Annotated in this window: 20 protein-coding genes; 12 read left to right on the forward strand and 8 right to left on the reverse strand. The window is 69.1% G+C overall.

What is annotated here, in order from left to right:
• Nucleotides 1–27: 27 nt before the first annotated feature.
• A complete protein-coding gene (locus ITJ66_RS10765; protein ID WP_071260054.1) occupies nt 28–732 on the reverse strand; it encodes a DUF4191 domain-containing protein in 705 nt (234 codons plus the stop codon).
• A gap of 131 nt (nt 733–863) precedes the next feature.
• Between ITJ66_RS10765 and ITJ66_RS10770 the strand changes: the two genes are divergently transcribed.
• Nucleotides 864–2,378 carry a hypothetical protein gene (locus ITJ66_RS10770; protein ID WP_194644575.1) on the forward strand — a complete coding sequence of 505 codons (1,515 nt, stop codon included), beginning with the start codon at nt 864–866 and terminating at the stop codon, nt 2,376–2,378.
• Nucleotides 2,379–2,408: 30 nt separating this feature from the next.
• Here ITJ66_RS10770 and ITJ66_RS10775 read toward each other — a convergent pair whose 3' ends face one another.
• The 3 genes from ITJ66_RS10775 to ITJ66_RS10785 form a co-directional block, all read right to left on the reverse strand.
• The gene (locus tag ITJ66_RS10775; protein WP_194644576.1) at nt 2,409–3,872 is read right to left on the reverse strand and encodes a 2-oxo acid dehydrogenase subunit E2; all 1,464 of its coding nucleotides are present in this window, start codon (nt 3,870–3,872) and stop codon (nt 2,409–2,411) included.
• Nucleotides 3,873–3,933: 61 nt separating this feature from the next.
• Nucleotides 3,934–5,307 (reverse strand): dihydrolipoyl dehydrogenase, encoded by a 1,374-nt coding sequence (gene lpdA / locus ITJ66_RS10780; protein WP_064293772.1) that lies wholly within the window; start codon nt 5,305–5,307, stop codon nt 3,934–3,936.
• A gap of 95 nt (nt 5,308–5,402) precedes the next feature.
• Nucleotides 5,403–6,905, reverse strand: coding sequence for a leucyl aminopeptidase (locus ITJ66_RS10785; RefSeq protein WP_194644577.1), 1,503 nt, complete (start codon nt 6,903–6,905; stop codon nt 5,403–5,405).
• Between the two features lie 120 nt (nt 6,906–7,025).
• Between ITJ66_RS10785 and ITJ66_RS10790 the strand changes: the two genes are divergently transcribed.
• The 5 genes from ITJ66_RS10790 to ITJ66_RS10810 all read left to right on the forward strand — a co-directional run bounded on the left by ITJ66_RS10790 (nt 7,026) and on the right by ITJ66_RS10810 (nt 12,787).
• Nucleotides 7,026–7,949, forward strand: a complete 924-nt coding sequence (locus tag ITJ66_RS10790) for a proteasome assembly chaperone family protein (RefSeq protein ID WP_079705876.1) — start codon at nt 7,026–7,028, stop codon at nt 7,947–7,949.
• 9 nt (nt 7,950–7,958) lie between these two features.
• Nucleotides 7,959–9,266 carry an MFS transporter gene (locus tag ITJ66_RS10795; RefSeq protein ID WP_194644578.1) on the forward strand — a complete coding sequence of 436 codons (1,308 nt, stop codon included), beginning with the start codon at nt 7,959–7,961 and terminating at the stop codon, nt 9,264–9,266.
• Nucleotides 9,267–9,451: 185 nt separating this feature from the next.
• A complete protein-coding gene (locus ITJ66_RS10800; protein WP_079706303.1) occupies nt 9,452–10,774 on the forward strand; it encodes an RNA polymerase sigma factor in 1,323 nt (440 codons plus the stop codon).
• Nucleotides 10,775–10,778: 4 nt separating this feature from the next.
• Nucleotides 10,779–12,041: a MurT ligase domain-containing protein gene (locus tag ITJ66_RS10805; RefSeq protein ID WP_194644579.1), complete on the forward strand. Its 1,263-nt coding sequence runs from the start codon at nt 10,779–10,781 to the stop codon at nt 12,039–12,041.
• A complete protein-coding gene (locus ITJ66_RS10810; protein WP_194644580.1) occupies nt 12,038–12,787 on the forward strand; it encodes a hypothetical protein in 750 nt (249 codons plus the stop codon). Before ITJ66_RS10805 ends, ITJ66_RS10810 begins: the two co-directional genes overlap by 4 nt.
• A 91-nt stretch (nt 12,788–12,878) precedes the next feature.
• On the opposite strand, the gene ITJ66_RS10815 is transcribed toward ITJ66_RS10810, so the two are convergent.
• The gene (locus tag ITJ66_RS10815) at nt 12,879–13,109 is read right to left on the reverse strand and encodes a hypothetical protein (RefSeq protein WP_056011197.1); all 231 of its coding nucleotides are present in this window, start codon (nt 13,107–13,109) and stop codon (nt 12,879–12,881) included.
• A gap of 231 nt (nt 13,110–13,340) precedes the next feature.
• Here ITJ66_RS10815 and ITJ66_RS10820 point away from each other — a divergent pair, with 231 nt between their 5' ends.
• On the forward strand, nt 13,341–15,419 hold the full coding sequence (locus ITJ66_RS10820) for a type IIA DNA topoisomerase subunit B (protein WP_229938850.1): 2,079 nt from the start codon (nt 13,341–13,343) through the stop codon (nt 15,417–15,419).
• 92 nt (nt 15,420–15,511) lie between these two features.
• Here the strand turns inward: ITJ66_RS10820 and ITJ66_RS10825 are convergent, their stop codons facing one another.
• Nucleotides 15,512–18,019 carry a DNA topoisomerase (ATP-hydrolyzing) subunit A gene (locus ITJ66_RS10825; RefSeq protein ID WP_194644582.1) on the reverse strand — a complete coding sequence of 836 codons (2,508 nt, stop codon included), beginning with the start codon at nt 18,017–18,019 and terminating at the stop codon, nt 15,512–15,514.
• An 87-nt stretch (nt 18,020–18,106) separates the two neighbouring features.
• Between ITJ66_RS10825 and ITJ66_RS10830 the strand changes: the two genes are divergently transcribed.
• Nucleotides 18,107–19,249: an alkaline phosphatase family protein gene (locus ITJ66_RS10830; protein ID WP_228501569.1), complete on the forward strand. Its 1,143-nt coding sequence runs from the start codon at nt 18,107–18,109 to the stop codon at nt 19,247–19,249.
• A gap of 12 nt (nt 19,250–19,261) precedes the next feature.
• Here the strand turns inward: ITJ66_RS10830 and sepH are convergent, their stop codons facing one another.
• Entirely contained in the window at nt 19,262–20,380 is a 1,119-nt protein-coding gene (sepH, locus tag ITJ66_RS10835; protein ID WP_086473329.1) for a septation protein SepH, read from the reverse strand.
• A 199-nt stretch (nt 20,381–20,579) separates the two neighbouring features.
• On the opposite strand from sepH, the gene ITJ66_RS10840 reads away from it, so the two are divergent.
• Nucleotides 20,580–20,873, forward strand: a complete 294-nt coding sequence (locus ITJ66_RS10840) for a DUF4193 domain-containing protein (RefSeq protein ID WP_056005937.1) — start codon at nt 20,580–20,582, stop codon at nt 20,871–20,873.
• A gap of 87 nt (nt 20,874–20,960) precedes the next feature.
• On the opposite strand, the gene ITJ66_RS10845 is transcribed toward ITJ66_RS10840, so the two are convergent.
• Complete coding sequence (locus ITJ66_RS10845) at nt 20,961–21,407, reverse strand: DUF3093 domain-containing protein (RefSeq protein WP_079705884.1); 447 nt, start codon at nt 21,405–21,407, stop codon at nt 20,961–20,963.
• 38 nt (nt 21,408–21,445) lie between these two features.
• Here ITJ66_RS10845 and dut point away from each other — a divergent pair, with 38 nt between their 5' ends.
• From dut to ITJ66_RS10860, 3 genes are read left to right on the forward strand one after another with little or no spacing between them, the layout of a single operon-like run.
• Entirely contained in the window at nt 21,446–21,955 is a 510-nt protein-coding gene (gene dut, locus ITJ66_RS10850) for a dUTP diphosphatase (protein WP_137241710.1), read from the forward strand.
• The gene (locus tag ITJ66_RS10855) at nt 21,952–22,572 is read left to right on the forward strand and encodes a DUF3710 domain-containing protein (RefSeq protein WP_086473327.1); all 621 of its coding nucleotides are present in this window, start codon (nt 21,952–21,954) and stop codon (nt 22,570–22,572) included. Before dut ends, ITJ66_RS10855 begins: the two co-directional genes overlap by 4 nt.
• A 3-nt stretch (nt 22,573–22,575) precedes the next feature.
• Complete coding sequence (locus ITJ66_RS10860) at nt 22,576–23,367, forward strand: DUF3159 domain-containing protein (protein WP_228501571.1); 792 nt, start codon at nt 22,576–22,578, stop codon at nt 23,365–23,367.
• Nucleotides 23,368–23,591 lie beyond the last annotated feature (224 nt).

The following is a 23,591-nucleotide window of genomic DNA, read 5'->3' on the forward strand; positions in this document are numbered from 1 at the left end:
CGAGGTGTTCCGAGCGGTGTCGGCGGGTCAGCGCGCGCGCTGCGGGCGGACCCGCATCGGGTCGACGCCCTTCGGGATGGGGAGCTGCGTCCCGAACGAGGACAGACGGTTGCTGACCGCGAGCACCTCGGGGTTGGTCAAGGACTTCTTGACCTTCCGGAGGGCGCCGGAGAGCTGACGGAGCTGCACCGAGTCGGCGTCCGGGCCGACGTGGAAGACCGTGATCGGCACGTTCGGGAGGATGCGGGTGACCTTGCGCTTCTCGTCCTCGAGCAGGCGTGAGGTCCGCGATCGGGGTCCTTCGGCGATCAGTGCGACGCCACCACGGCCCACGGCCCGGTAGATCGCGTCCTGGGTCTTCGGGTTCACGGCGACGGGCATCTCGCTGGTCTGCCACGAGCGCGGGGCAGCGCGGAGCACCTGGCCCACCGCGCCCGGCCGACCCTCGATCTGCGTGTAGACGACCTTGTCCGCGCGCCGGGTGAGGATGAACAGAGCCGCGAGGATGCCGGCGAGCACGCCCGCGATGATCCACATGACGAGCGCGAAGATGTTGCCCGCCGAGAACAGCAGCGCGACCGCGACACCGATGAGCACCGGCAGGATGAAGCCGCCGAGCATCAACCACTGCGCCGCCTTGTCGTGGCGACGGGTGAGCTGGAACACCTGCCAGAGCTGCTTGATCCGCCCTGGTTCCTTCTGCGCCGCCGGGGGCGCGTCCTTCTGAGCCATGCTCCCAGGATAGCCGGTGACGGAGGGTCCTGATGCTGCGTTCTGCTCCACAGGCCGGCGGCGCGGGCACCTTGTCCACAGCCGCGTGCGCCGACGCCGTCGGACTGGGCTCCGCGTCGGAGGATCGAGCTATGGAAACACTGCCAGACCCGTCCGCCGCCACAACCCGAGTTGCCGGCCGTCGTCTCGTCCGGCGCTTGGGCGAGGGCCGGGAGTGGACGGCCTACTCGACGGTGCTCGCCCACGCCGGATCCGCGCACGGAGGGCGCACCGACCAGGCCGCCCCGGCGGGCGACGCCGTGCTGCTCCGAGCGAGGGCGGACGCCGCCGAACGCGACCTCTGGCGTCGCGCGGCCATCCTGTCCCGACTCGACCACCCGCACATCGTGAGACTCGTCGACGTCGCCGAGGATCGCACCGGCCTCCCGTCTCTGCTGGTCGAGCGGCTCGCCGGCGGCACGTTGGGAGAACTGCTGCGCCGCCGGGAGTCGATCGCTCCCGGTGAGGCCGTCACGATCCTGGCACCACTGGTCGACGCCATCCGCGCGGCGCACCTCTCCGGGATCAGCCACGGGTCGATCAGCGCTTCGGCCGTGCGCTTCGCCGACGACGGCCGACCGGTCCTCTCCGGCTGGTCGGGCGCAGCTCCCGTCGACCACCAGACGATCGATGGTGGGCTCGGCCGCACCGCTCCGGCGTTCGCCGCCGATTGGACGGCGTTCGCGGGGCTCATGGACGGTGTCCTGCAGGCGACCGACCCCGACGAGGCCCCCTCGACCGCGGCCTGGGCCGACGTCGTGCCTGAACTCGCCGACCACGAGATCGCCAACCGACTGCAACAGCGGATCCACGCCCTGGCACGACCGCTCCCGGTCCTGCTCGACCGCGTCGACCCGCCGTCCGCATCACCTGCCGATGCCATCCGTGCTTCCGCCGATCGCGCGCAGCGGACGGCTCCGCTCCCGCCGACCCGACGAGCCGCCGTCGAATCGAGGCGTCGGTCACGACATCCCGGGTCGTCGCTGCGTCGTCTGGCCTGGCGACCCGGTCGAGGCACACGGGTCACGGCCGCGACCCGCTCGACGCCGTCCGTCGACTCCAGCCCGAGACGTCGTCGACTCGTGATCGGAGCGGCGGGCGCGGCAGCGGCACTGGTGTCGGCGGCGATGGTGTTCCTGCCGTCCGAAGACCCGAGCACCGCGATCGCACCGACGCCGGCCGGTTCAGTCGGCCCGGCGTCCGCGGCGGTAACGACGATCGCGCCGCCGGTGGAGACGCCGACGCCACCGGCGGACGAAGCTGACGCCGTCGACGTGGTCACCGGTGACGATCCGGCGGCCGCGGCCCGCGAGCTCGTCCGTCGACGTGATCAGTGCCGCACGACGGGGGAGGAGGGGTGCGTCTGGGACTCCGTCGAACGCGGGTCCCCATTCGAGGACGACGAGCACCTCGGTGTCGGGATCGGATCGATCGACGCGGCGAGTCTGGACCTCGTCGACCGTCAGGGCGACGCGGCGGTCCTGCGCGGCACGGCCGAGCCGTCCGAGACGGACGAGGCCGCCGCAGGACGACGACAGCCCGTCACGCTCCTCGTGGTGAGGGGCGAGACGGGCTGGCGTCTGCGGGAGGTGTTCACCGCCGGATGAGGCGATGCACACAGCGCGATCGGTTCGGGATCAGATCCCGAGCGAGCCGCGGAAGTCGCCTGCTTCGAGGCGGTTCTTCACCTGGACGAGGAAGCGTGCAGCGTCCGCGCCGTCGATGATGCGGTGGTCGTAGCTCAGCGCGAGGTAGACCGTCGAACGGATCGCGATGGCGTCTGCACCGTCGACCGTCACGACGACCGGCTTCTTCGTGACGATGCCCGTACCGAGGATCGCCGACTGCGGCAGGAACACGATCGGGGTGTCGAACAGGGCGCCGCGCGAACCGGTGTTGGTCAGCGTGAACGTGCCGCCCGACAGCTCGTCGGGCTGCAGCTTGTTGTCGCGAGTGCGCTGCGCGAGATCGGCGATCTCGGCACCGAGCTCGGCGATCGACTTGGAACCCGAGTTGCGGATGACCGGCGTCAGCAGACCACGCTCGGTGTCCACGGCGATCGCGAGGTTCTCCGTCTCCGGGTACACGATCTGGTCGCCATCGACGGTGGCGTTGATGATCGGGTACGTCTGGAGCGCCTCGCTGGCAGCAAGGGCGAAGAACGGCAGGAACGACAGCTTGTTGCCGGTCTTGGCGAGGAACTCGTCCTTGACGGCCGTGCGGAGTGCCGCGACCTTCGTGACGTCGACCTCGACGACGCTCGTCAGCTGGGCGGTGCCCTGCATCGAAGCGACCGCGCGCTCAGCGACGACCTTGCGCAGACGCGACATGGCCTTGCTCGTGCCACGCAGCTCGGAGACCTGGACGGTCGGAGCAGCGGGCGACTCCGTGGCGCCACCGGCGCTCTGAGCCTGCAGGACGTCTTCCTTGCGGATACGTCCGCCGACACCGGTGCCGGTGACCGTGCTGAGGTCGACCCCGTGCTGGTTGGCGAGACGACGCACCAGTGGCGTGACGTAGCCGGAGTTGACGACCCCGCCGGCGGCAGGCGTCGAAGCGGCGGCCGGAGCCGCAGCAGCAGGCGCAGCAGCTGGTGCCGGAGCAGCAGCAGGTGCAGCGGCGGGAGCCGGAGCAGCGGCGGGCGCCGGAGCAGCAGCAGGAGCCGGAGCAGCAGCAGGTGCCGGTGCAGCAGCAGGTGCCGGTGCAGCAGCAGGCGCAGCGGCGGGAGCCGGAGCAGCAGCGGGAGCCGGCGCGGCAGCAGGTGCCGGCTCGGGCTCGGCCGCGGGAGCGGGCTCAGCCGGAGCGGGCTCGGCAGCAGCCGGTTCCGCGGCGGGCGCGGGCTCCTCGGCCGCAGCCGCACCCGAACCATCGCCGATGGTCACGAGAGCGGTGCCGACCTCGACGGTCTCGTCCTCCTGGACGAGGATCGCTTCGATGACACCCGCGACGGGCGAAGGGATCTCGGTGTCGACCTTGTCGGTCGACACTTCGAGCAGTGGCTCGTCGACCTCCACGGTGTCGCCGACATTCTTCAGCCAGCGGGTGACCGTACCCTCGGTGACACTCTCGCCGAGTGCCGGGAGGCTGACGGATTCGCTCATGACCTTGTCTCCTTTGAAACCTGTTGTGTGTTCACTAGCTTATTGGGGTGTTCGGAATGCGTCACAGCGCGTGCAGGGGCTTGCCTGCGAGCGCGAGGAATGCTTCGCCGAGCGCCTCGTTCTGCGTGGGGTGCGCGTGGATCAGCGGCGCGATGTCCTCGGGGTAGGCCTCCCAGTTGACGGCGAGCTGGCCTTCGGCGATGAGCTCACCGACGCGGGCGCCGATCATGTGCACACCGATGACGGGGCCGTCGTTGACGCGGATGACCTTGACGTTGCCGCTCGTGCCGATGATCTCGCTCTTGCCGTTGCCGGCCAGGTTGAAGTCGTAGCTCGTGATGTTGTCGGCACCGTACTGCTCGGCCGCCTTGGCCTCACTGAGACCGACGGACGCGATCTCGGGGTCGCTGTAGGTGACCTTCGGGATGTTGACGTCCTCGATGATGACCGGCTTGAGACCGGCGATCTCCTCGGCCACGAAGATGCCCTGCTGGAAGCCGCGGTGCGCGAGCTGCAGGCCGGGGACGATGTCGCCCACGGCGTAGAGGCCGGGGATGTTCGTCTCGAGACGGTCGTTGGTGATGACGAAGCCGCGGTCGATGGTGACACCGACCTCCTCGAAGCCGAGTCCGGCGGTCGACGGGCCACGGCCGACGGCGACGAGCAACAGCTCGGCGTCGATCGTCTTGCCGTCCTCGAGCGTGATGTGCACGCCCGAGTCGTCCTGGGTGACGCCCTGGAACCGCACGCCGAGCGAGTACTCGATGCCGCGCTTGCGGAACGCGCGCTCGAGGGCCTTGCTGATCGACTCGTCCTCGTTGGGGACGAGGTGGGGGAGCGCCTCGATGATCGTGACCTCGGTCCCGAACGACTTCCAGACGCTCGCGAACTCGACGCCGATCACGCCGCCGCCGAGGACGGCGACCTTCTTCGGCACGAAGTCGAGCTGCAGCGCCTGCTCGCTCGTGATGACACGGCCACCGATCTCAAGACCGGGGAGCGAGCGGCTGTACGAGCCCGTCGCGAGGATCACGTTCTTGCCGGTGATGAGGTCGTCGCCGACCTGCACGCTCGTCGGGGAGACCAGACGGCCCTCACCCTCGATGGTGGTGATGCCGCGGGCCTTGACGAGGCCCTGGAGTCCCTTGTACTTCTTCGCGACGATGCCCTCGCGGTACTTCGTGACGCCCTCGATGTCGATGCCTTCGAAGGTGGACTTGACGCCGTACTTCTCCGACTCGCGCGATGCGTCCGCGACCTCGGCGGAGTGCAGCAGCGCCTTCGTCGGGATGCAACCGCGGTGGAGGCAGGTGCCGCCGACCTTGTCCTTCTCGATCATGCCGACGGTGAGGCCGAGCTGCGAAGCGCGCAACGCCGCAGCGTATCCGCCGCTTCCGCCTCCCAGGACTACCAGGTCAAAATTCTGCTCGGACACTCCGTTGCTCCTTGTGTGTGCTTCGTGGTCGATCGGAAACCGTCGTGGTGTGTTCGGCGGCGTCGAGGCGGGTCGAACCGCCCCCACCGACCTTACTACGGGTGGCTAATCTCCTCGGCCATTGCGAGGAGGGTACGGACCGCGACGCCGGTCGGGCCCTTGGCGGTGAAGCCGTAGGGGGCGTCGCCGTTCATCGCGCTCCCGGCGATGTCCAGGTGGGCCCACGGGATGCGGGTGGTGACGCCCTCCTCGTCGGTGCGGTCGGCGATGAACTCCTGCAGGAACGTGCCTGCGACGAGCATGCCGCCCGCGGTGGTCCCGGGCTTCGCGTTGGCGAGGTCGGCGACGTCGGAGTCGAGGACCTTGCGCAGCTCCGCGGGGAACGGCATCGGCCAGAACAGTTCGTCCGCACCGGAACCGGTCGCGATGAGGTCGGTGACGAACGACGCGTCGCCCATCACGCCCGTGTAGCGGTTGCCGAGCGCGACCACGGCGGCTCCCGTGAGGGTCGCCACGTCGATGATGGCGTCCGGGCCCTCCTCGCCTGCGGCGACGAGTCCGTCGGCGAGGACCAGGCGGCCCTCGGCGTCGGTGTTGGTGACCTCGACCGTACGTCCGCCCCGGATGGTGAGGACGTCGTTCGGCCGGATCGCCGTGCCCGACGGGAGGTTCTCGGCGAGGCAGAGCCATGCGGTCAGCCTGGTGGGCACCCCGAGACGCGCGGCCGCGGCCAGGACGGCGAGCACGGTCGCCGCGCCGGTCATGTCGTACTTCATACCGACCATCGAGACCGGCGGCTTCAGGGAGAGGCCGCCGCTGTCGAAGGTGATGCCCTTCCCGACGAGGGCCAGGTGGCTCCTGGCGGCATCCGGGTGGTAGCTCAGTTTGACGAGTCGCGGAGGCCGCGAGGAGCCCTGCCCGACGCCGAGGATGCCGCCGAAGCCGTCCTCGGCCAAGCGGGTCTCGTCCCATTCCTCGACTTCGACGTCGAGGCCGTCGACCGCTGCGCGGGCCGCGTCGGCGAAGGTCACCGGGTAGAGCTCGTTCGGCGGCGTGTTGACCAGGTCCTTCACGAGCGCGATGGCCTCGGCGACCGCGGTGGCGTGCTCAGCGAGCCCGGCATCCGGTGCGTCCACGGTCGACGGGACGACGACGGTGATCTGCCCGAGCGGTGTCGGTGCCGGCGCGGATCCGACACCGCGCGACGCGGTGTAACGGTAGGCGCCGATGGCCGCCCCCTCGAGAACGGCTTCGGCGGCGGCGGCCGTCTCCTCCGTCAACGCGAACGCGATCGAGGCCTGGCCGTCGATCGTCCTGGTCACTGCACCCGCGGCTCGTCGGAAGGCCGCGTCGTCCGCATCCGGACCGAGGCCGACCAGCACGAGAGCCGAGGCCACGCCGAACCGGTCCGGGAGGCGTCGCACCTGGTCTTCGGACCCCGTGACACCGGAGGCGCGCAGCTCGTCCGCGAGCGGGGCGTAGACGTCGGGCGCCAGGAGCTCCGGTCCGTCGTCGCCCTTCCTCACCGCGAGGACGAGCAGTTCGGCCTCGACTCCCTCGACGGCGGCGGACAACACGGAGAGCACAGGGATCGTCATGCCTCCATCGTAGGCACGTGCCGTTCCGGTCCGAGGCGGGGCCGCCGGTGTTCGCTCTCGGCGGTACCGCCGACGCTCGGAGGGGAAGGGCGCTGCGACACCCCCGTTTAGAGTTGAAGCATGCCTACGCCTGACGACCTCTACGAGGTGCACCCGGAGATCGACATCCCCGCCGGCCTCCACCTCGTCGCGGGGCTCACCGGGTTCTCCGACGCCGGCGGCGCGGTCGGGCAGTTGAACGCCTACCTCGACGACGTCCTCGACACGACGGTCATCGCCGAGTTCGACGCCGACGTCCTGCTCGACTACCGGGCCCGCCGGCCGATCATCTCGTTCGACCAGGACCACCTGACGGAGTACCGGCCACCCCGGCTGACCCTGTCGCTCGCCCACGACGAGCTCGGGTCGCCGTTCCTGCTGCTCACCGGTTTCGAGCCCGACTTCCTCTGGGACCGTTTCGTCGCGGCCGTGCTCGAGCTCGTCGACCGCTTCCGGGTCAGCGACACGACGTGGGTGCACGCCATCCCGATGCCGGTCCCGCACACCAGGCCGATCGGCGTCACCGTCAGCGGCAACCGGTTCGACCTCATCGAGTCGCTCTCGGTCTGGCGCCCCCGCACCCAGGTGCCGTCCAACGTGCTCCACCTCCTCGAGTACCGCCTCTACGAGCGCGGCGACAGCATCGCGGCCTTCGTGCTCCTCGTTCCGCATTACCTCGCCGACACGGAGTTCCCGGCCGCGGCGATCACGGCGATCGAGAGCCTCAGCGCGGCGACCGGGCTCATCTTCCCCACGGACCGCCTCCGCGAGGACAGCCGCGACTTCCTCGTCAAGATCGACGAGCAGGTCGGGACCAACCACGAGCTGGGCCAGCTGGTCACGACGCTCGAGGAGCGGTACGACGCCTACATGGCCGACAACTCGCCGAAATCACCGCTCACCGACATCGACGGGGCGCTTCCGACGGCCGACGAGATCGCCGCGGAGCTCGAGAAGTTCCTCGCGAGCCGGCGCCACGGCGACGAGGACCGCTCGACCACCTAAGCTGGATCGGTGGGATCTCGACGCGTCTGGTGGGTGTTCGGCGTCGGGGTGTTCGCCTACCTCATCACCGTCATGCAGCGGTCGACGCTCGGCGTGGCAGCAGTGGACGCCACTGAGCGGTTCCAGATCGACGCGGCCGCTCTCTCGACCCTCGCGGTCGCGCAGCTGATCGTGTACGCCGCCATGCAGGTCCCGGTCGGGGTGCTCATCGACCGCCTCGGACCGCGCGTCCTGATCATCGCGGGGCTGACGGTCGTCATGACGGGCCAGGTCTGGCTGGGTCTCACGACCGAACTCGGCGGCGCGATCGTCGGCCGGATGCTGGTCGGCCTCGGCGACGCCGCGGTGTTCACCTCCGTCTTGCGGCTCGTGAACTCCTGGTTCCCCACCCGTCGGGTGCCGATCGTCTCGCAGTGGGTCGGCAACATCGGGCAGATCGGACAGATCCTCTCGGCGGTGCCGTTCTCCTTCGTCCTGCACGCCTTCGGCTGGTCGCCGGCGTTCCTCAGTGCGGCCGGACTCGTCCTCCTGGCGCTCGTCGGGGTGCTGATCGTCGTCCGCGACCGGCCGTCCGGTTCCGACGAGGCACCACGCCCCGAGACCTGGGGCCACGTCGTCCGCGAGGTCGTCATCAGTCTGCGTCGGCCAGGGACGCGTCTCGGGTTCTGGTCGCACTTCGTCACCCAGTCCTCCGGTACCGTCCTCACGCTCCTCTGGGGCTTCCCGTTCATGGTCTACGCCCTCGGCTACCCGCAGCCCCTCGCCGCATCGTTGCTCATCGTGATCGTGGTCTCGGGCATGATCGCCGGACCCGTCCTCGGGGTGCTCACCGCCCGGTTCCCCTACCGGCGGAGCAACCTCGTGCTCGGGATCGTCACGGTCATGGGCGTCGCCTGGGCCGCACTCCTCCTCTGGCCGGGCGTCCCACCGATGTGGCTCGTGATCGTCCTGTTCGTCGTGGTCGGAGTCGGCGGCCCTGGTTCACTCATCGGGTTCGACTTCGCCCGCACCTTCAACCCCATCCGCGCGCTCGGCGGGGCGAACGGCATCGTGAACGTCGGAGGGTTCCTCGCCAGCTTCGTCATGATGTTCCTCATCGGTCTCATCATCGACGCGGTCAGCGGGGGATCCCGTGCCGACTACTCCATGGACAGCTTCCGGATCGCCTTCTCCGTGCAGTACCTGGTGGTCGGATTCGGGGTCGCGATGCTGCTCGTCGCCCGGTCCCGCACGCGGAGACGCTTCGCCGAGGACGAGGGCATCGCCGTCGGTCCGCTGTGGATCGCTGTCCGTGCCAGGCTCGGTCGCCGTCGCTGAGCGTTCGCTTCGTCCACCGATCCCACCCTTGACAAACGGCCTGTGGCTCTGAGGTCTTCCGCCGCGCGCTATAATGGAACACGGACCCGTTCACCTCTCGGAATGTCGGCGGCCCTTTTCGGGTTGCACTGCACCAAGACTTGACATGGGTCCTCGTAATGTCCGAAATCACGGACGATCCGGCGATGACTGTCCATGCCGGGTCCGAACAGGAAGGTGCAGCTATGGCCACCAAGACGGCTCGCGCAGACGAAGCAGCGCCAGCAGACGAGGCCACGGAGGCTCCCGCAGCGAAGGCTCGGACCACCAAGGCCACCACGACCCGAGCGAAGGCTGCTCCCAAGAAGGCCACCCGCGCCAAGGCGGGCACGAAGTCCAGCACGGAGCCCGATGAGGGCACGGACGACGAGGACGTCGTCGTCGAGGTCGTCGCCGACGACGCCGTGGTCGACGCGCCCGCAGGCGACGCCACCGAGGCGGTCGAGGAGGAGGACGACAAGTCCGTGCCGGAGATCACCCTCCCCACCGACGCACTCGTGCTCTCCAACAGCGACGACGACGAGATCCCGGTGTACTCGGCCGCGATCACCGGCGCCACCGCCGACCCGGTCAAGGACTACCTCAAGCAGATCGGTAAGGTCGCGCTCCTCAACGCGGCCGAAGAGGTCGAACTCGCGATGCGCATCGAGGCGGGCCTCTTCGCCGAGGACAAGCTCGCCCAGCTCTCCGACCTCGAGAAGCGCTCGCGGGTCGGCCGTGAGCTCCAGTGGGTCGCGAAGGACGGCGCCCGTGCCAAGAGCCACCTCCTCGGGGCGAACCTCCGACTCGTCGTGAGCCTCGCCAAGCGGTACACGGGCCGCGGCATGCAGTTCCTCGACCTCATCCAGGAGGGCAACCTGGGCCTCATCCGTGCGGTCGAGAAGTTCGACTACACCAAGGGCTTCAAGTTCTCCACCTACGCGACCTGGTGGATCCGTCAGGCCATCACGCGCGCCATGGCCGATCAGGCGCGCACCATCCGCATCCCGGTGCACATGGTCGAGGTCATCAACAAGCTCGCCCGCGTCCAGCGGCAGATGCTCCAGGACCTGGGCCGCGAGCCCACGCCCGAGGAGCTCAGCCGCGAACTCGACATGACGCCTGAGAAGGTCATCGAGGTCCAGAAGTACGGCCGCGAGCCCATCTCGCTGCACACGCCCCTCGGCGAAGACGGCGACAGCGAGTTCGGCGACCTCATCGAGGACACCGAGGCGGTCGTGCCGGCCGACGCCGTCAGCTTCACGATGCTGCAGAAGCAGCTGGAGTCGCTCCTCGACTCGCTCTCCGAGCGGGAAGCGGGCGTCATCCGGATGCGCTTCGGCCTCGGCGACGGCATGCCGAAGACGCTCGACCAGATCGGCGACACCTTCGGGGTCACCCGTGAGCGCATCCGGCAGATCGAGTCGAAGACCATGGCGAAGCTGCGTCACCCGAGCCGATCCCAGTCGCTCCGCGACTACCTCGAGTAGGAGCATGCGCTACGCCCCGGCCATCCTCGCCGGTCGTGCCGTCCGATTCCTCGCCAGGCTGCGCAAGCCGGGCGGGGGATCGGCCGTTCCCGGCCTCGTGGTCAACCGCATCGCGCCCGGGTTCCTCCCCGACACGTTGAACGCCTTCCCGCGTGGTCTCGTGATCGTGAGCGGCTCGAGCGGGAAGTCGACGACGACCAAGATGCTCGTCGGCATCCTGCGTGCCCACGGCGTGTCGGTCTTCACGAACCCGTCCACGGCGAACATCTCCCAGGGCCTCACCTCGGCTCTCCTCGAACGAGCCGACCTCCGCGGCCGGATCGACGCCGAGCTCGGGGTGCTCGAGATGGATGAAGGACACGGCGCGCTCATCGCGCCGCGACTCGCGCCCGCCCACGTCATCCTGACCAACGTGTCCGTCGACCAGATCGACCGCTTCCACGACGCTGCCATGGTGGCGCGCATGCTCGACGCGATCGCTGCCCGATCGAGCACGTCGCTCGTCCTGAACGGCGATGACGCGCTCGTCGACGCCGTCGCGCCAGGCAGCGACGCGACGCGGTGGCGGTACGGCGTCTCGACGGCCGTGCTCGGCGCCAGCGCACGCGGCCTCGGGTACAGCGCGACCTCGTCCGATCGGGTCGATCCCGGGTCCGGAACCGTCGTCGAGGCCCTCGACGGCGACCTGGTGTCCATCACCCACCGCGGCGAGACCGTCCGGTTCCGTCTGCCGGCTCGCGGCGTGCACTACGCCGTGGATGCGGCTGCAGCCCTCTCCGGCGCCGCCGCGATCCTCGGCCCCGAGTTCCAGCTCACCACCGCGGCTGAGTCGTTCCGCGCGCTCACGCCGGTGTTCGGCCGCGGTGAGGTGACGACCGTCCGCGGTGTCGAGGTCGAGTTCGTCCTCGTTCAGAACCCCGCGAGCTTCCAGCTCAACGTCGACAGCCTCGCGGCCGACACGGAGCAGATCCTGGTCGCCGTCGGGAGCGACGTCCGCGATCCCTCGTACCTCTGGCCGGTCGACACGTCCAGGCTCGGTCGTGTGGCGCTCGTGTCGGGGTCCAAGGCCTGGGAGGCCGCGCTGCAGCTGGGCTACGACGGCGTCGAGATCGACCGGATCGAACCGGACCTCGGCACGGCGTTGGACGCGTTCCTCGCACTCCCTGCGCCCGCGCACGGTCGGAAGACCGTGATCTTCACCGCCGACTCGATGCGCCGTACCCGCGCGCACCTCGGCCTCGCCTCGAACGATCAGGACGACGCATGACGACCGAGCCGACGATCACCATCGCCGTCCTCCTGCCCGCGAGCTGCAATGTGAACGGCGACGCCGAGAACGGCGCGGTCCTCGCTCGCCGGGCACGCGCGCGTGGCCTCGCCGTCGAGCTCGTCCCGGTGGAATCGGTCGCCGAGCTCCCGAGCACGGTCCACGCCGTCGTCCTCGGGTCGTGCGACGACCCGTCGGCGCCACAGGTGCTCGAGGCGCTCCGGCCGTTCCGCGACGCGTTCATCGCCTGGGTGGAGGCCGGCGTGCCCGTCCTCGCTGTCGCCAACGGGTGGAAGCTCCTCACGCGCCGGCTCGAGCTGGTGCCGGGGAACTGGGTCGAGGGCCTCGCCATCATCGAGGGCGACGCCCCGTTGCGGCGCACGCGGGCGAGTGACGACCTCGTCGTCGTGCCGAGCGGCGGCCTCGAGCTCGACGCCCCGGTACTCGTCGGGTACGAGAACCACGGGCGGGACTTCCGAGCCGGGACGGGCGTCGAGTCGATCGGCACCGTGCAGCACGGACGAGGCAACGGCGACGGCACGGAGGGTGCGCTGGTCGGACCGTTCGTCGGAACCCACCTGCACGGTCCGGTCCTCGCCAAGAACCCGGAACAGGCCGATCGGCTGCTCCGTCTGGCGATCACGGTCGCCGGGGGCACCTCGATGCTCGACGAATCACCGGAACTCCACGCACTCGACGAGATCGCCGCCAACGCCAGAGCGCAGATCGTCTCGGCGCTCGCCTGAGTACGCGCGTTCTCGACTCCGCGCTTCCTCGATGACATGACGAAGGGCCCCGGATCTCGGATCCGTGGCCCTTCGTCGTGATGCCGGTGGACTAGGCGCGCTGCTCGGTGAAGAGTCGCGCGGACTCGTCGTGCCAGTCGGTCGCGACCTGCGTCAGCTTCTCCTGGTACTTCTTGCCGTGGTGCGCGCAGAACAGCAGCTCACCGCTGTTCATCTGAACGCGGATGTAGGCCTGTGCTCCGCACAGATCGCAACGATCGGCGGCAGTCAGTTGCTGGGCGTCGAGGTCACTCGGCGTGCTCTCGGTGGCAGTCTGTGACATGTGCTCCTCCTGACTCGGGCGGCTACGAAACTCGTAGTACTCATGAAAGCACGCGATTGTCACAACGGGGTCCCATTCCGTGTTCTTTTCGCTGTGCGCGTAGATGATTCGGATCAACCGCGCAGCCGGATGGGTCGACGGCCCGCGACAACGCGCCGTCGAGCGGGTCCGGACGATCGCACGCCGAGTGTCTCCCTCGGCGTGTCGGCGGCGACGACTACGCTGGGAAGCGTGAGCAGCGACTACTCCGCCAGGCATCTCTCCGTCCTCGAAGGCCTCGAGGCGGTGCGCAAGCGACCGGGCATGTACATCGGTTCCACCGACTCGCGCGGCCTCATGCACTGCCTCTGGGAGATCATCGACAACTCCGTCGACGAGGCCCTCGGCGGGTACGGCGATCAGATCGAGATCGTCCTCCACGCCGATCAGAGCGTCGAGGTGCGCGACCACGCGCGTGGCATCCCGGTGGACATCGAGCCGAAGACCGGCCTCTCCGGTGTCGAGGTCGTCTTCACCAAGCTCCACGCCGGCGGGAAGTTCGGCGGCGGCTCGTACGCCGCGTCCGGCGGGCTGCACGGCGTCGGCGCATCCGTCGTCAACGCCCTGTCCGAGCGACTCGACGTCGAGGTCGATCGCGGCGGCAAGACCTACGCCATGTCCTTCCACCGCGGTGAGCCGGGGATCTTCGCCGACACGGGGGAGCCGACCCCGGACGCACCCTTCACGCCGTTCGAGAAGCAGAGCGAGCTCCGCGTCATCGGCAAGACGAAGCGCGGCGTGACCGGCACCCGAATCCGCTACTGGGCCGACCGCCAGATCTTCACGAAGGGCGCCCAGTTCCAGGCCGAGGAGCTCCTCGGCCGCGCGCGCCAGACCGCTTTCCTCATCAAGGGGCTCGGCATCCACATCCGCGACGAGACCGTCGAGGAGCCGACCGAGGCGATGTTCCGCTACGAGGGCGGCATCTCCGAGTTCGTCGACTATCTCGCGGGCGACACCGCACTCACCGACACCTGGCGCCTCACCGGCAGCGGCACGTTCACCGAGACCGTCCCGGTGCTGTCGCCGTCGGGCACCATGGTCGCCACCGAGGTGGAGCGCGAGGCAGAGGTCGACATCGCGCTGCGGTGGGGTACCGGGTACGAGACGGTCATGCGCAGCTTCGTCAACATCATCGCCACGCCGAAGGGCGGCACGCACCAACTCGGATTCGATCAGGGCCTCCTGAAGTTCCTCCGCGCCCAGGTCGAGCAGAACGCCCGTCGACTCAAGGTCGGCACGGACAAGCTCGAGAAGGACGACGTCCTCGCCGGCCTCACAGCGGTGCTGACGGTGCGCCTCGCGGAGCCGCAGTTCGAGGGCCAGACGAAGGAGATCCTCGGCACGCCGGCCGTCCGCGCCATCGTCGCCAACGTCGTCACGAAGGAGCTCAAGGAGCGGTTCGCCTCGACCAAGCGCGACGACAAGGCGCAGACCGCGCTCGTGCTCGAGAAGATCGTGTCGGAGATGAAGTCCCGGATCTCCGCGCGGACCCACAAGGAGACGCAACGCCGCAAGAACGCGCTCGAGAACTCGTCGCTCCCGGCCAAGCTGGTCGACTGCCGCTCGGGCAACCTCGAGTCCAGCGAACTCTTCATCGTCGAGGGCGACTCGGCACTGGGCACGGCGAAGCTCGCCCGAGACAGCTCCTACCAGGCGCTGCTCCCGATCCGAGGCAAGATCCTCAACGTGCAGAAGGCCTCCGTCTCCGACATGCTGTCGAACGCGGAGTGCGCGTCCATCATCCAGGTCATCGGCGCGGGCTCCGGACGATCGTTCGATCTCGACGCCGCCCGCTACGGCAAGATCATCCTCATGAGCGACGCCGACGTCGACGGCGCCCACATCCGGACGCTCCTGCTCACGCTCTTCTTCCGGTACATGCGGCCGCTGATCGAAGCGGGTCGCGTGTTCGCCGCGGTACCGCCGCTCCACCGCGTCATCGTCATCAACCCCGGCTCCAAGCCGAACGAGACGATCTACACCTACTCCGAAGCCGAACTGCACGCGGTGCTCAGCGACCTCAAGCGCACCGGCAAGAAGCACCAGGAACCGATCCAGCGCTACAAGGGCCTGGGGGAGATGGACGCCGACCAGCTGGCCACGACCACCATGGACCGCCGTCACCGGACGCTGCGCCGTGTCCGAGTGGAGGATGCGGAGTCGGCCGGACGGATCTTCGAACTCCTCATGGGCAACGACGTCGCCCCCCGCAAGGAGTTCATCGTCGACAGCTCCGACCGGCTGTCACGGGAGAGCATCGACGTCTGATCGTCGGTCGTCCACCGAGAAGCAGGACCGACGACGAAGGCCCGGATCGAGCAGTGCGCTCGATCCGGGCCTTCGTCAGTGTCCAGCTCCGATCAGGACGATTCGTCGCTCGCTGCCGCCTCGTCCGTCACCGGTGCTGCCGGTGCGGTGATCGCGCCGCCGATGAACCCGACGGGGGCGTCGAGCGGCACCCCTGAGGCATCCCGCTTCGCGCCGACCTCCGGGAGCGTCCGCGGTGTCCCGTCCGTCCCGACGGCGTGCGCCGGAGCGGCGCCGACCCACGCGACGGCCAGCTGGTCCTCGCCCTTCAGGAAGCGCTGCGACCGGACACCGCCGGTCGCACGACCCTTGGCGGGGAACTCGGAGAACTCCGAGACCTTCGCGCTCCCGGTGTCCGTTCCGGCGAGCGTCAGCGAATTGGTCGCGACGGTCACGACGACGACGTCGTCGGTGGGCAGGACAGCAGTGAACGAGATGACCTTCGCACCGGCCGCCAGGTTGATGCCGGCCATGCCACCCGCTGCCCGCCCCTGCGGACGGACGGACGTCGCGGCGAAACGGAGCAGTTGTGCATCGGAGGCGACGAAGACGAGTTCCGCGTCGTCGCCGACCTGGGTGGCCCCGACGACGTGGTCGCGCGGCTTGAGCGTGATGACCTCGAAGTCCGGCTTGTTCGGCAGGTCGCCGGGGATGACCCGCTTGACGACGCCGGTCTCGGTTCCCAGCACGATCGGCTGCTCCGAGGTCAGCGAGACGATCGCCAGCACGCGCTCGTCACGGTTCGGGAGCGACAGGTATTCGCCCATCCGGACGCCGGCCGCGAGCTGGATGGAGGCCGCCGGCACCGCGGGAAGGTCGAGCGGGGTGAACCGGATGACACGACCGAGGCTCGTGACCGCACCGAGTTCGGTGCGGCTCGTGGTCTCGACGACACTCAGGATCGCATCGTGCTTGCTCCGCCGACCGGGTCGTGGTGCGGGTGCGTCCTGCTCGAGGTCGACGCGGAGCACCCGTCCGGTCGCGCTGAGGTAGACGCGGCACGGGGTGTCGGCGAGCTCGAGCACCGGGGCGCTCTTCCCTCGGCCGGTCGTCGCGACGCTCGGCTTGGCATTCGTCAGCATGGTCCGGCGCGGCGTGCCGAACTGCTCGGCCGCAGCGGCGAGCTCTGCGGAGACCGCGGCCCGGATGAGTCGTTGGCTCCCGAGCAACCGCTCGAGTTCGGCGATCTCGGCCAGCAGCTTGTCGCGCTCGGCCTCGAGCTCGATCCGCGAGAACTTGGTGAGTCGTCGGAGACGGAGTTCGAGGATGTACTCGGCCTGCAGCTGCGAGAGGTCGAAGACCTCGATGAGCCTCGCGCGGGCCTGTTCGGAGTCGTCGCTCGCGCGGATGACCTGGATGACCTCGTCGATGTCGAGGATGGCGATGAGGAGCCCCTCCACGAGGTGGAGGCGTTCCTTGCGTCTCGCCAACCGGAACCGGCTCCGGCGGGTGACCACGCTGATGCGGTGGTCGACGTACACCTGCAGCAGTTCCCGGAGGCCGAGCGTCTGCGGGCCGCCGTCGACGAGCGCGACGTTGTTGATGCTGAAGGAGTCCTCGAGCGGCGTGTAGCGGTAGAGCTGCTCCAGGACGGCCTCGGGGGAGAAGCCGGTCTTGATCCCGATCACGAGGCGGAGCCCGTGGATGCGGTCCGTCAGGTCGGTGACGTCGGAGATGCCGTTGAGCTTCTTGGAGCTGACACCGTCCTTGATCTTCTCGATGATCTTCTCCGGACCGACCAGGTAGGGCAGTTCGGTGATGACCAGACCGGTCTTCCGCGCGGTGACCGGCTCGACGGAGACCTTCGCGCGGGTCTTGAAGGAGCCGCGACCGGTGGCGTAGGCGTCCTTGATGCCGTCCAGACCGACGATCGTGCCGCCCGAGGGGAGGTCGGGACCCGGGACGAACTCCATCAGGTCCTCGAGGGTGGCCTGAGGATGCGCGATGAGGTGCCGTGCCGCACCGATCACCTCGACGAGGTTGTGCGGCGCCATGTTGGTGGCCATGCCGACCGCGATGCCGCTGGCACCGTTCACGAGGAGGTTCGGGAACGCGGCCGGGAGGACCTCGGGCTGCATGAACTGGTTGTCGTAGTTCGGGACGAAGTCGACGACGTCCTCGTCGAGGTCGGCCGTCAGCGCGAGTGCGGCGGCGTCCAGCCGGGCCTCCGTGTACCGCGGCGCGGCGGGCCCGTCGTCGAGTGAGCCGAAGTTCCCATGCCCGTCGATGAGCGGGACGCGGAGCGTGAAGGGCTGTGCGAGGCGGACGAGTGCGTCGTAGATCGCCGTGTCGCCGTGCGGGTGCAGCTTCCCCATCACTTCGCCGACGACGCGGGCCGACTTCACGTGGCCACGATCGGGGCGCAGGCCCATCTCGGTCATCTGATAGAGGATGCGGCGCTGCACCGGCTTCAGGCCGTCCCGCGCGTCGGGGAGGGCGCGGGCGTAGATGACCGAATAGGCGTACTCCAGGAAGGAGGTCTGCATCTCCGACGAGACATCGATGTCCTCGATGCGCTCGCCACTGGTCTCCGTCGGCGGGGTCTGCTGTTGGCGGGTCATTCCGTGTCTCTGCTGAGGGGAGTCGAGCCGGTGCTCGGCGAGGATGGCGGGGCGTGGTCGTCAGCGCGGTGTGCGAGACTGAGCCCGATGACCACCATGCTACCGACGGTCGATCCGGAGTCACGCAGCCTTGCCGGTGTCCTCCCGGATTGCCTCGCATCCCTGACGGTGGGCGGTGGATCGCTGCCCCGGGCCGACCATGCCGTCGTCGTCCTCGTCGACGGCCTCGGCGCCGCGAACCTCCGTGGAGCAGCCGCCCACGCTCGGTTCCTCGCGCCGCGCCTCGGTCCGCGCTCCACCACGACGTCGGCGTTCCCGTCGACGACCGCGGCCGGGATCGCGACGCTGACCACCGGCTCGTTGCCGGGCCGGCACGGCCTCGTCAGCTACCGAGCACGGGACGTGGCGGGGGACCGGGTCGTGAACCAACTCAGCGGCTGGGACGCCGGCATGGTGCCCGAGACCTGGCAGCGCCTCCCGACCGTGTTCGAGCGAGCGAGAGCCGAGGGCGTCACCACGACGGTGATCGGTCAGGAGCGATACCGCAATTCGGGCTTCACCCGAGCCGTGCTCCGAGGGGCGGACTACCGGGCCGGACGCTCGATGGCGGACCGCCTCGACGCGGCCCGAGAGATCGCGTCCACGACCGCCGGCCCCACACTCAGCTACGTGTACGTCCCCGAGCTCGATCAGGCAGCGCACGAGTACGGGTGGGAGTCGGGCCGCTGGACGGCGCTCCTCGAGGAGCTCGACGGCGATCTCAAGCGGTGGTCGTCACGTTTGCCCGCGTCGACCGGCGCGCTCATCACCGCCGACCACGGGGTGATCGACGTTGCACAGCACCAGCACGTGCTCTTCGACCAGGTCCCCGAGCTGGTCGCCGGTGTCCGCCACATCGGCGGCGAGCCGCGATGCCTTCACCTCTATCTCGACACCGATGCAGGCCCAGCGGATCGGGAGCGCCTGGCTGAGGCCTGGCGAGCCGAGGAGGGAGGCCGCGCCTGGATCGCGACACGCGAGCAGGCGATCGACCACGGCTGGTATGGCGAGGTCGACCCTGAGGTGCTGCCACGGATCGGCGACGTCATCGTCGCCGCCCGGAAGCGCATCGCCTACTACGATTCACGTCCCGCCGATCAGAGCGCGAGGGGCATGATCGGACAGCACGGATCGCTCACCGACGACGAACGCCGGATACCGCTGCTCGGCCTCGGTCGTTACGAGCCCTGAGGCCCGGACCGATCAGACCGGGTCGTCGTCGGACTTCGCTCCGAACACGATCTCGTCCCAGGACGGCATCGACGCCCGACCTCGGCGTGCCTTCGCGCCGGACGGCGTGCCGCCATCGGAGGACTCGGCATCGCCCGCGCGTCGCTGCTGGGCGGCCTCGAACTCACCGGTGTCGAACACCGCCAGCGGGGTCTGCTGGTCCGGGACGGCGTGCGGCGCACTGGGGCGCTCGACAGGTTCGGGTTCGCTGGGGGCGGCCTCCCGCTCTCCACGGCGCTTGCGGAGCGCCTCCAACAGGTCGGCGGTCTGGTTGTGCTGCTCTGGGCTCGACGCCTCACGGTTGATCGCGGCCTGCGTCGCAGCCTTCGAGGACGGTGCGCGGCCGAAGCCAGTGTCGGCGGCGAACGGCAACGGCTCGATCGGACGCGTCTCGGCGGGACGGTCGGTCTCGGTCTGCTGCGGCGTCGACACCCGGTCCAGGGAGAACGCGCCGCTGTCGAAGCGTGAGGTGTCGGGGGAGTCGTCGGTGTCGACCGCACGCAACCGGGGGATCAATGCGGCCGGCAGGTCGCCCTGACGCGAGAGGGTCGTGGCCTCACTGCCGATGGGCGTGAGGGCGAGCTTCTTCGGCTCGAACGCCCATCGGGCGTCGTGGTCGACCTGGTCGGCCGTGAAGGACAGCTTGACGATCCAGCCGCCCTCGGGTTCCTTCCAGCTCGTCCACCGTTCGTCGGTCGCGCCGAGCTTCTCGAGTCGAGCCCGGATGACGTTCCCGAAGGTGGCCTCGATGTCGTCGGCCGACGTGTCCGTCGTCGGCAGGACGGCGACGCCCAGGGCGGTGCCGACGATGTGCTCGCGCTCCGCCATCACCGGACCCTCGAACCGCTGCACGTACTCCAGTGAGGCGCCGGTGACCGCTGCGACGTCCTCGGCGGAGAGCCCGCTGCGGATGTGTGCCTGCACTTCCCTCGGGGAGATCTTGGTGTTCCCACCGATGGGCGCACCGGCCGGCTTCGCCCGCCGCAGGTGGACGTGGAACGAATCGTCGACGATGAGGCGGTATTCCTCCTCGTTCCGATCTGCAACGATCAGAGCGCCGAGCTCCGCTCCGACTACCTTCAATTCCTGCATGATGAATGCCTCTCAGCGTGCCACGTGATTGACCCACGTTCTCACGGATCACGGGCGTATTCGGGGAATACGCCGGGCGTGCCGTCAGTTGCACGGGAAGGTTCCGCACACCCTCCCGAACACGGTTTGCAATTCATGCGGAACTGATGCAAACTGTGCCCGCCGATTTTGTTCCGACGGCATCGAGAAGTGGATAGGCATGGCAACTGATTACGACGCTCCCCGCAAGACCGACGACGATTCCGAGTCGATCGAGGCCCTGAAGGAGCGCGTTCCAGACAAGCTGTCCGGAGTCGTCGACTCCGAAGACGCTGACAACCCGGGTGACTACAACCTGGGTGGATCCGACCTCTCCGACCTCGACCTCGACGTCGTCGTGCTCCCGCCTCAGGCGGACGAGTTCACCTGCATGGAGTGCTTCCTCGTGAAGCACCGCTCGCAGCTCGACCACGAGGGCAAGTTCGGCCCGATCTGCGCGGAGTGCGCAGCCTGACAGCACCGCCGCGCGAGCGGCACACAGCACCCCTCCGGATCACGATCCGGAGGGGTTCTGTCGTTGCGGCTTCGAGCGGTGGCCGCCTCAGGCGTGCGTGCGTGCCGCGGCGATCGCATCCGCCAGGGCCTGCGGCCGACGGGACGACAGCAGCCAGTACGGCGTCGGGTCGGCGGGGTCGACGATCTCCACCTTCACGAGGCTGTGCACCCACCCGCGGATCATGAGCCAGGCGCGTGCATCGAGCTTGGTGCGGAGCTGAGCGGTCGCGTCGGTCCCGGTGTACACCACGACCTCACCGATGAACCCGAGCGGGATCGACGCCTTCCCGACCGACAGGCTCGACTCGGAGACCTGGATCCTCGGCGCCGTCCCGAACGCCAGCGCAAGGCACCCGCCGTACAGCACCACCGCCCCGACGATCCCCGCCGCGAGCGAAACGGGCGCGAGGACGAGCATGGTCGCCGGCACCACGAGGGCGAGGGCGATGATGACCCAGGGGCTGGGCCAGAGGGTTTCACGGTACGGCTGCATGTCTGCCTTGTCTCAGAGAACTGCACTACCCTCGATTCGTGACCGAAAGCGTTGACGTACTCATTATCGCGCCGGATCTGCCCGGCTATGCACACCCCGGCGATGCGGGTGCGGATCTCGTGTCCGCCGAGCACGTCGTGCTCGAACCGGGTGAGCGCGCCCTCGTCGGCACCGGCGTCTCGATCGCCCTGCCCGACGGCCATGCCGCGTTCGTCGTCCCACGAAGCGGTCTCGCGGCGAAACACGGCATCACCGTCGTCAACTCGCCGGGTACGGTCGACGCCGGGTATCGCGGCGAGATCAAGGTCACGCTCCTCAACACCGACCGTCACGCCTCCTTCACCGTCGAGCCGGGCGACCGCATCGCCCAGCTCATCGTGATGCCGGTGTCCCGCGCCAACTTCATCCCGGTGGAGCGATTGCCAGGCAGTGCACGAGGAGCCGGAGGCTTCGGTTCGACCGGCGTCGGCTCGCTCTCCACGACACCGGCCGCCACCGACCCAACCATCAGCACCGACGGTGCCGCGCAGACAGGAACCCTCGCATGAGCGAACTCGAAGACCTCCCAGACCTCGACCTCGACGCGGAGCTGCCCGACGACGCGAAGTCCGCACCTGAGGACCGTGAGACCGCCGGCCCGTTCGACGAGAGCGAGGCGAACCCCGTCCGTCCCTACATCGACCTCGGTGGCGTCAAGGTGCTGCCTCGGGAAGGGCTGAACCTCCGCCTCGAGGTGGAGGAGGCGACGAAGCGCGTCGTCGCGGTCGGCCTCGACTACGCCGGTTCCACCCTGCAGGTCCAGCCGTTCGCCGCCCCGCGGTCGACCGGTCTGTGGAACGAGACCCGCTCGCAGATCGCCGAGCAGATCGCCCAGCAGGGTGGCACCGTGACCGAGCGCGAGGGCGAGTTCGGCCCGGAGCTCGTCGCCGAGGTGCCGACCGGTGGCGCCGCAGGCACCGATGCGACCCACCTGGCACGCTTCATCGGCGTCGATGGTCCGCGCTGGTTCCTCCGTGGCGTCGTCGCGGGGGAGGGTGCGTCGAAGCCGGACGCCGCCGCGCTCGTGGACGACCTCTTCCGCAGCCTCGTCGTCGTCCGGGGCAACTCGCCCATGCCGCCACGCGACCTCATCCCGCTGCGTATGCCGACGGCCACGAGCGCGTAGTCGATGACGGACGCACGAGAACCGGAGCCCCGCGGAGTCGACCCGGTCGAGCGCCGTGACGCGTCGGGTTCCCCTGATGCCACGGGTGATGCGGATCGGCAGCGGCTCGGTGAATCGATGTCCGCGGCGTTCGGTGCCGCCGCACGCAAGTCCGGTCTGGGCGCGATGGCCGAGGGCGATGCCCCCACCGGCAAGGCACTGCTGCTCGCCATGGGCGGCGTGCGCGGCATCGTCGAGGCGATCCTGCCCGGACTCCTGTTCCTCGTCGTCTACACGCTGACCCTCGACCTGCTCCCGTCGATCATCGCTCCGGTCGCCCTCGGGGTCCTCTTCTCCGTGGCACGCCTCGTGCAACGGCAGCCGGTCACGCAGGCCGTCGGCGGCCTCCTCGGCATCGCACTCTCAGCGGCTCTGGCTCTGCTGTCCGGGCGCGCTGAGGACTTCTACGTCGTCGGGTTCTGGACCAACGGCGCCTATGCCGTGGCCCTCCTCGTCTCGGTGCTCGTCGGATGGCCCGTCGTCGGACTCGTGGCCGGCTACCTCATGGGCAGCGGCACGAGCTGGCGCTCCCACCCCGGACAACGACGCGCCATGCGGTGGCTGACGCTGGTGTGGGTTGCCATGTTCGCCGCACGACTCCTCGTGCAGCTGCCCCTCTACTTCAGTGGGAACGTCGAACTCCTCGGCACACTCCGGCTCCTCATGGGCATCCCGCTCTACGCGCCACTGCTCGTCCTCAGCTGGCTCGTCGTCCGCGCCGTGTTCCCGAAGGCTCCGCAGGCATCCACCGAGTGATCCGCCGAGAGCCCGGCCCGACGCGTCAGCGTGTCTCGGGCCGGGCTCTCGTCATGTCGGGAGGACCCGATCCTCGATGCTAGAATTGTCTCGACATCAAGATAGATGAGCGATGCCGAGATGACACGACGCGCCCCAGCCTGTAGTTAGGCAAGCCTTGCTAGCCGCGGAGCACCCGCCAGCAGCAAGATTGGTCGGAACGCACGTGAGTGAGCACTCGCCGC

The sequence above is a fragment of the Plantibacter sp. VKM Ac-2885 genome (assembly GCF_015351205.1).
Taxonomy (GTDB): Bacteria; Actinomycetota; Actinomycetes; order Actinomycetales; family Microbacteriaceae; genus Plantibacter; species Plantibacter auratus.

What these genes read in the sequence shown, in the direction of transcription:
- ITJ66_RS10855 (WP_086473327.1), top strand. Translation starts at nt 21,952, where the DNA reads ATGAGCGAACTCGAAGACCTCCCAGACCTCGACCTCGACGCGGAGCTG.
- ITJ66_RS10860 (WP_228501571.1), top strand. Translation starts at nt 22,576, where the DNA reads ATGACGGACGCACGAGAACCGGAGCCCCGCGGAGTCGACCCGGTCGAG.
- ITJ66_RS10800 (WP_079706303.1), top strand. Translation starts at nt 9,452, where the DNA reads ATGACTGTCCATGCCGGGTCCGAACAGGAAGGTGCAGCTATGGCCACC.
- ITJ66_RS10845 (WP_079705884.1), bottom strand. Translation starts at nt 21,407, where the DNA reads ATGCAGCCGTACCGTGAAACCCTCTGGCCCAGCCCCTGGGTCATCATC.
- ITJ66_RS10785 (WP_194644577.1), bottom strand. Translation starts at nt 6,905, where the DNA reads ATGACGATCCCTGTGCTCTCCGTGTTGTCCGCCGCCGTCGAGGGAGTC.
- ITJ66_RS10770 (WP_194644575.1), top strand. Translation starts at nt 864, where the DNA reads ATGGAAACACTGCCAGACCCGTCCGCCGCCACAACCCGAGTTGCCGGC.
- ITJ66_RS10840 (WP_056005937.1), top strand. Translation starts at nt 20,580, where the DNA reads ATGGCAACTGATTACGACGCTCCCCGCAAGACCGACGACGATTCCGAG.
- ITJ66_RS10825 (WP_194644582.1), bottom strand. Translation starts at nt 18,019, where the DNA reads ATGACCCGCCAACAGCAGACCCCGCCGACGGAGACCAGTGGCGAGCGC.
- ITJ66_RS10775 (WP_194644576.1), bottom strand. Translation starts at nt 3,872, where the DNA reads ATGAGCGAATCCGTCAGCCTCCCGGCACTCGGCGAGAGTGTCACCGAG.
- sepH (WP_086473329.1), bottom strand. Translation starts at nt 20,380, where the DNA reads ATGCAGGAATTGAAGGTAGTCGGAGCGGAGCTCGGCGCTCTGATCGTT.
- ITJ66_RS10765 (WP_071260054.1), bottom strand. Translation starts at nt 732, where the DNA reads ATGGCTCAGAAGGACGCGCCCCCGGCGGCGCAGAAGGAACCAGGGCGG.
- ITJ66_RS10830 (WP_228501569.1), top strand. Translation starts at nt 18,107, where the DNA reads ATGACCACCATGCTACCGACGGTCGATCCGGAGTCACGCAGCCTTGCC.
- ITJ66_RS10790 (WP_079705876.1), top strand. Translation starts at nt 7,026, where the DNA reads ATGCCTACGCCTGACGACCTCTACGAGGTGCACCCGGAGATCGACATC.
- ITJ66_RS10810 (WP_194644580.1), top strand. Translation starts at nt 12,038, where the DNA reads ATGACGACCGAGCCGACGATCACCATCGCCGTCCTCCTGCCCGCGAGC.
- ITJ66_RS10815 (WP_056011197.1), bottom strand. Translation starts at nt 13,109, where the DNA reads ATGTCACAGACTGCCACCGAGAGCACGCCGAGTGACCTCGACGCCCAG.
- ITJ66_RS10805 (WP_194644579.1), top strand. Translation starts at nt 10,779, where the DNA reads ATGCGCTACGCCCCGGCCATCCTCGCCGGTCGTGCCGTCCGATTCCTC.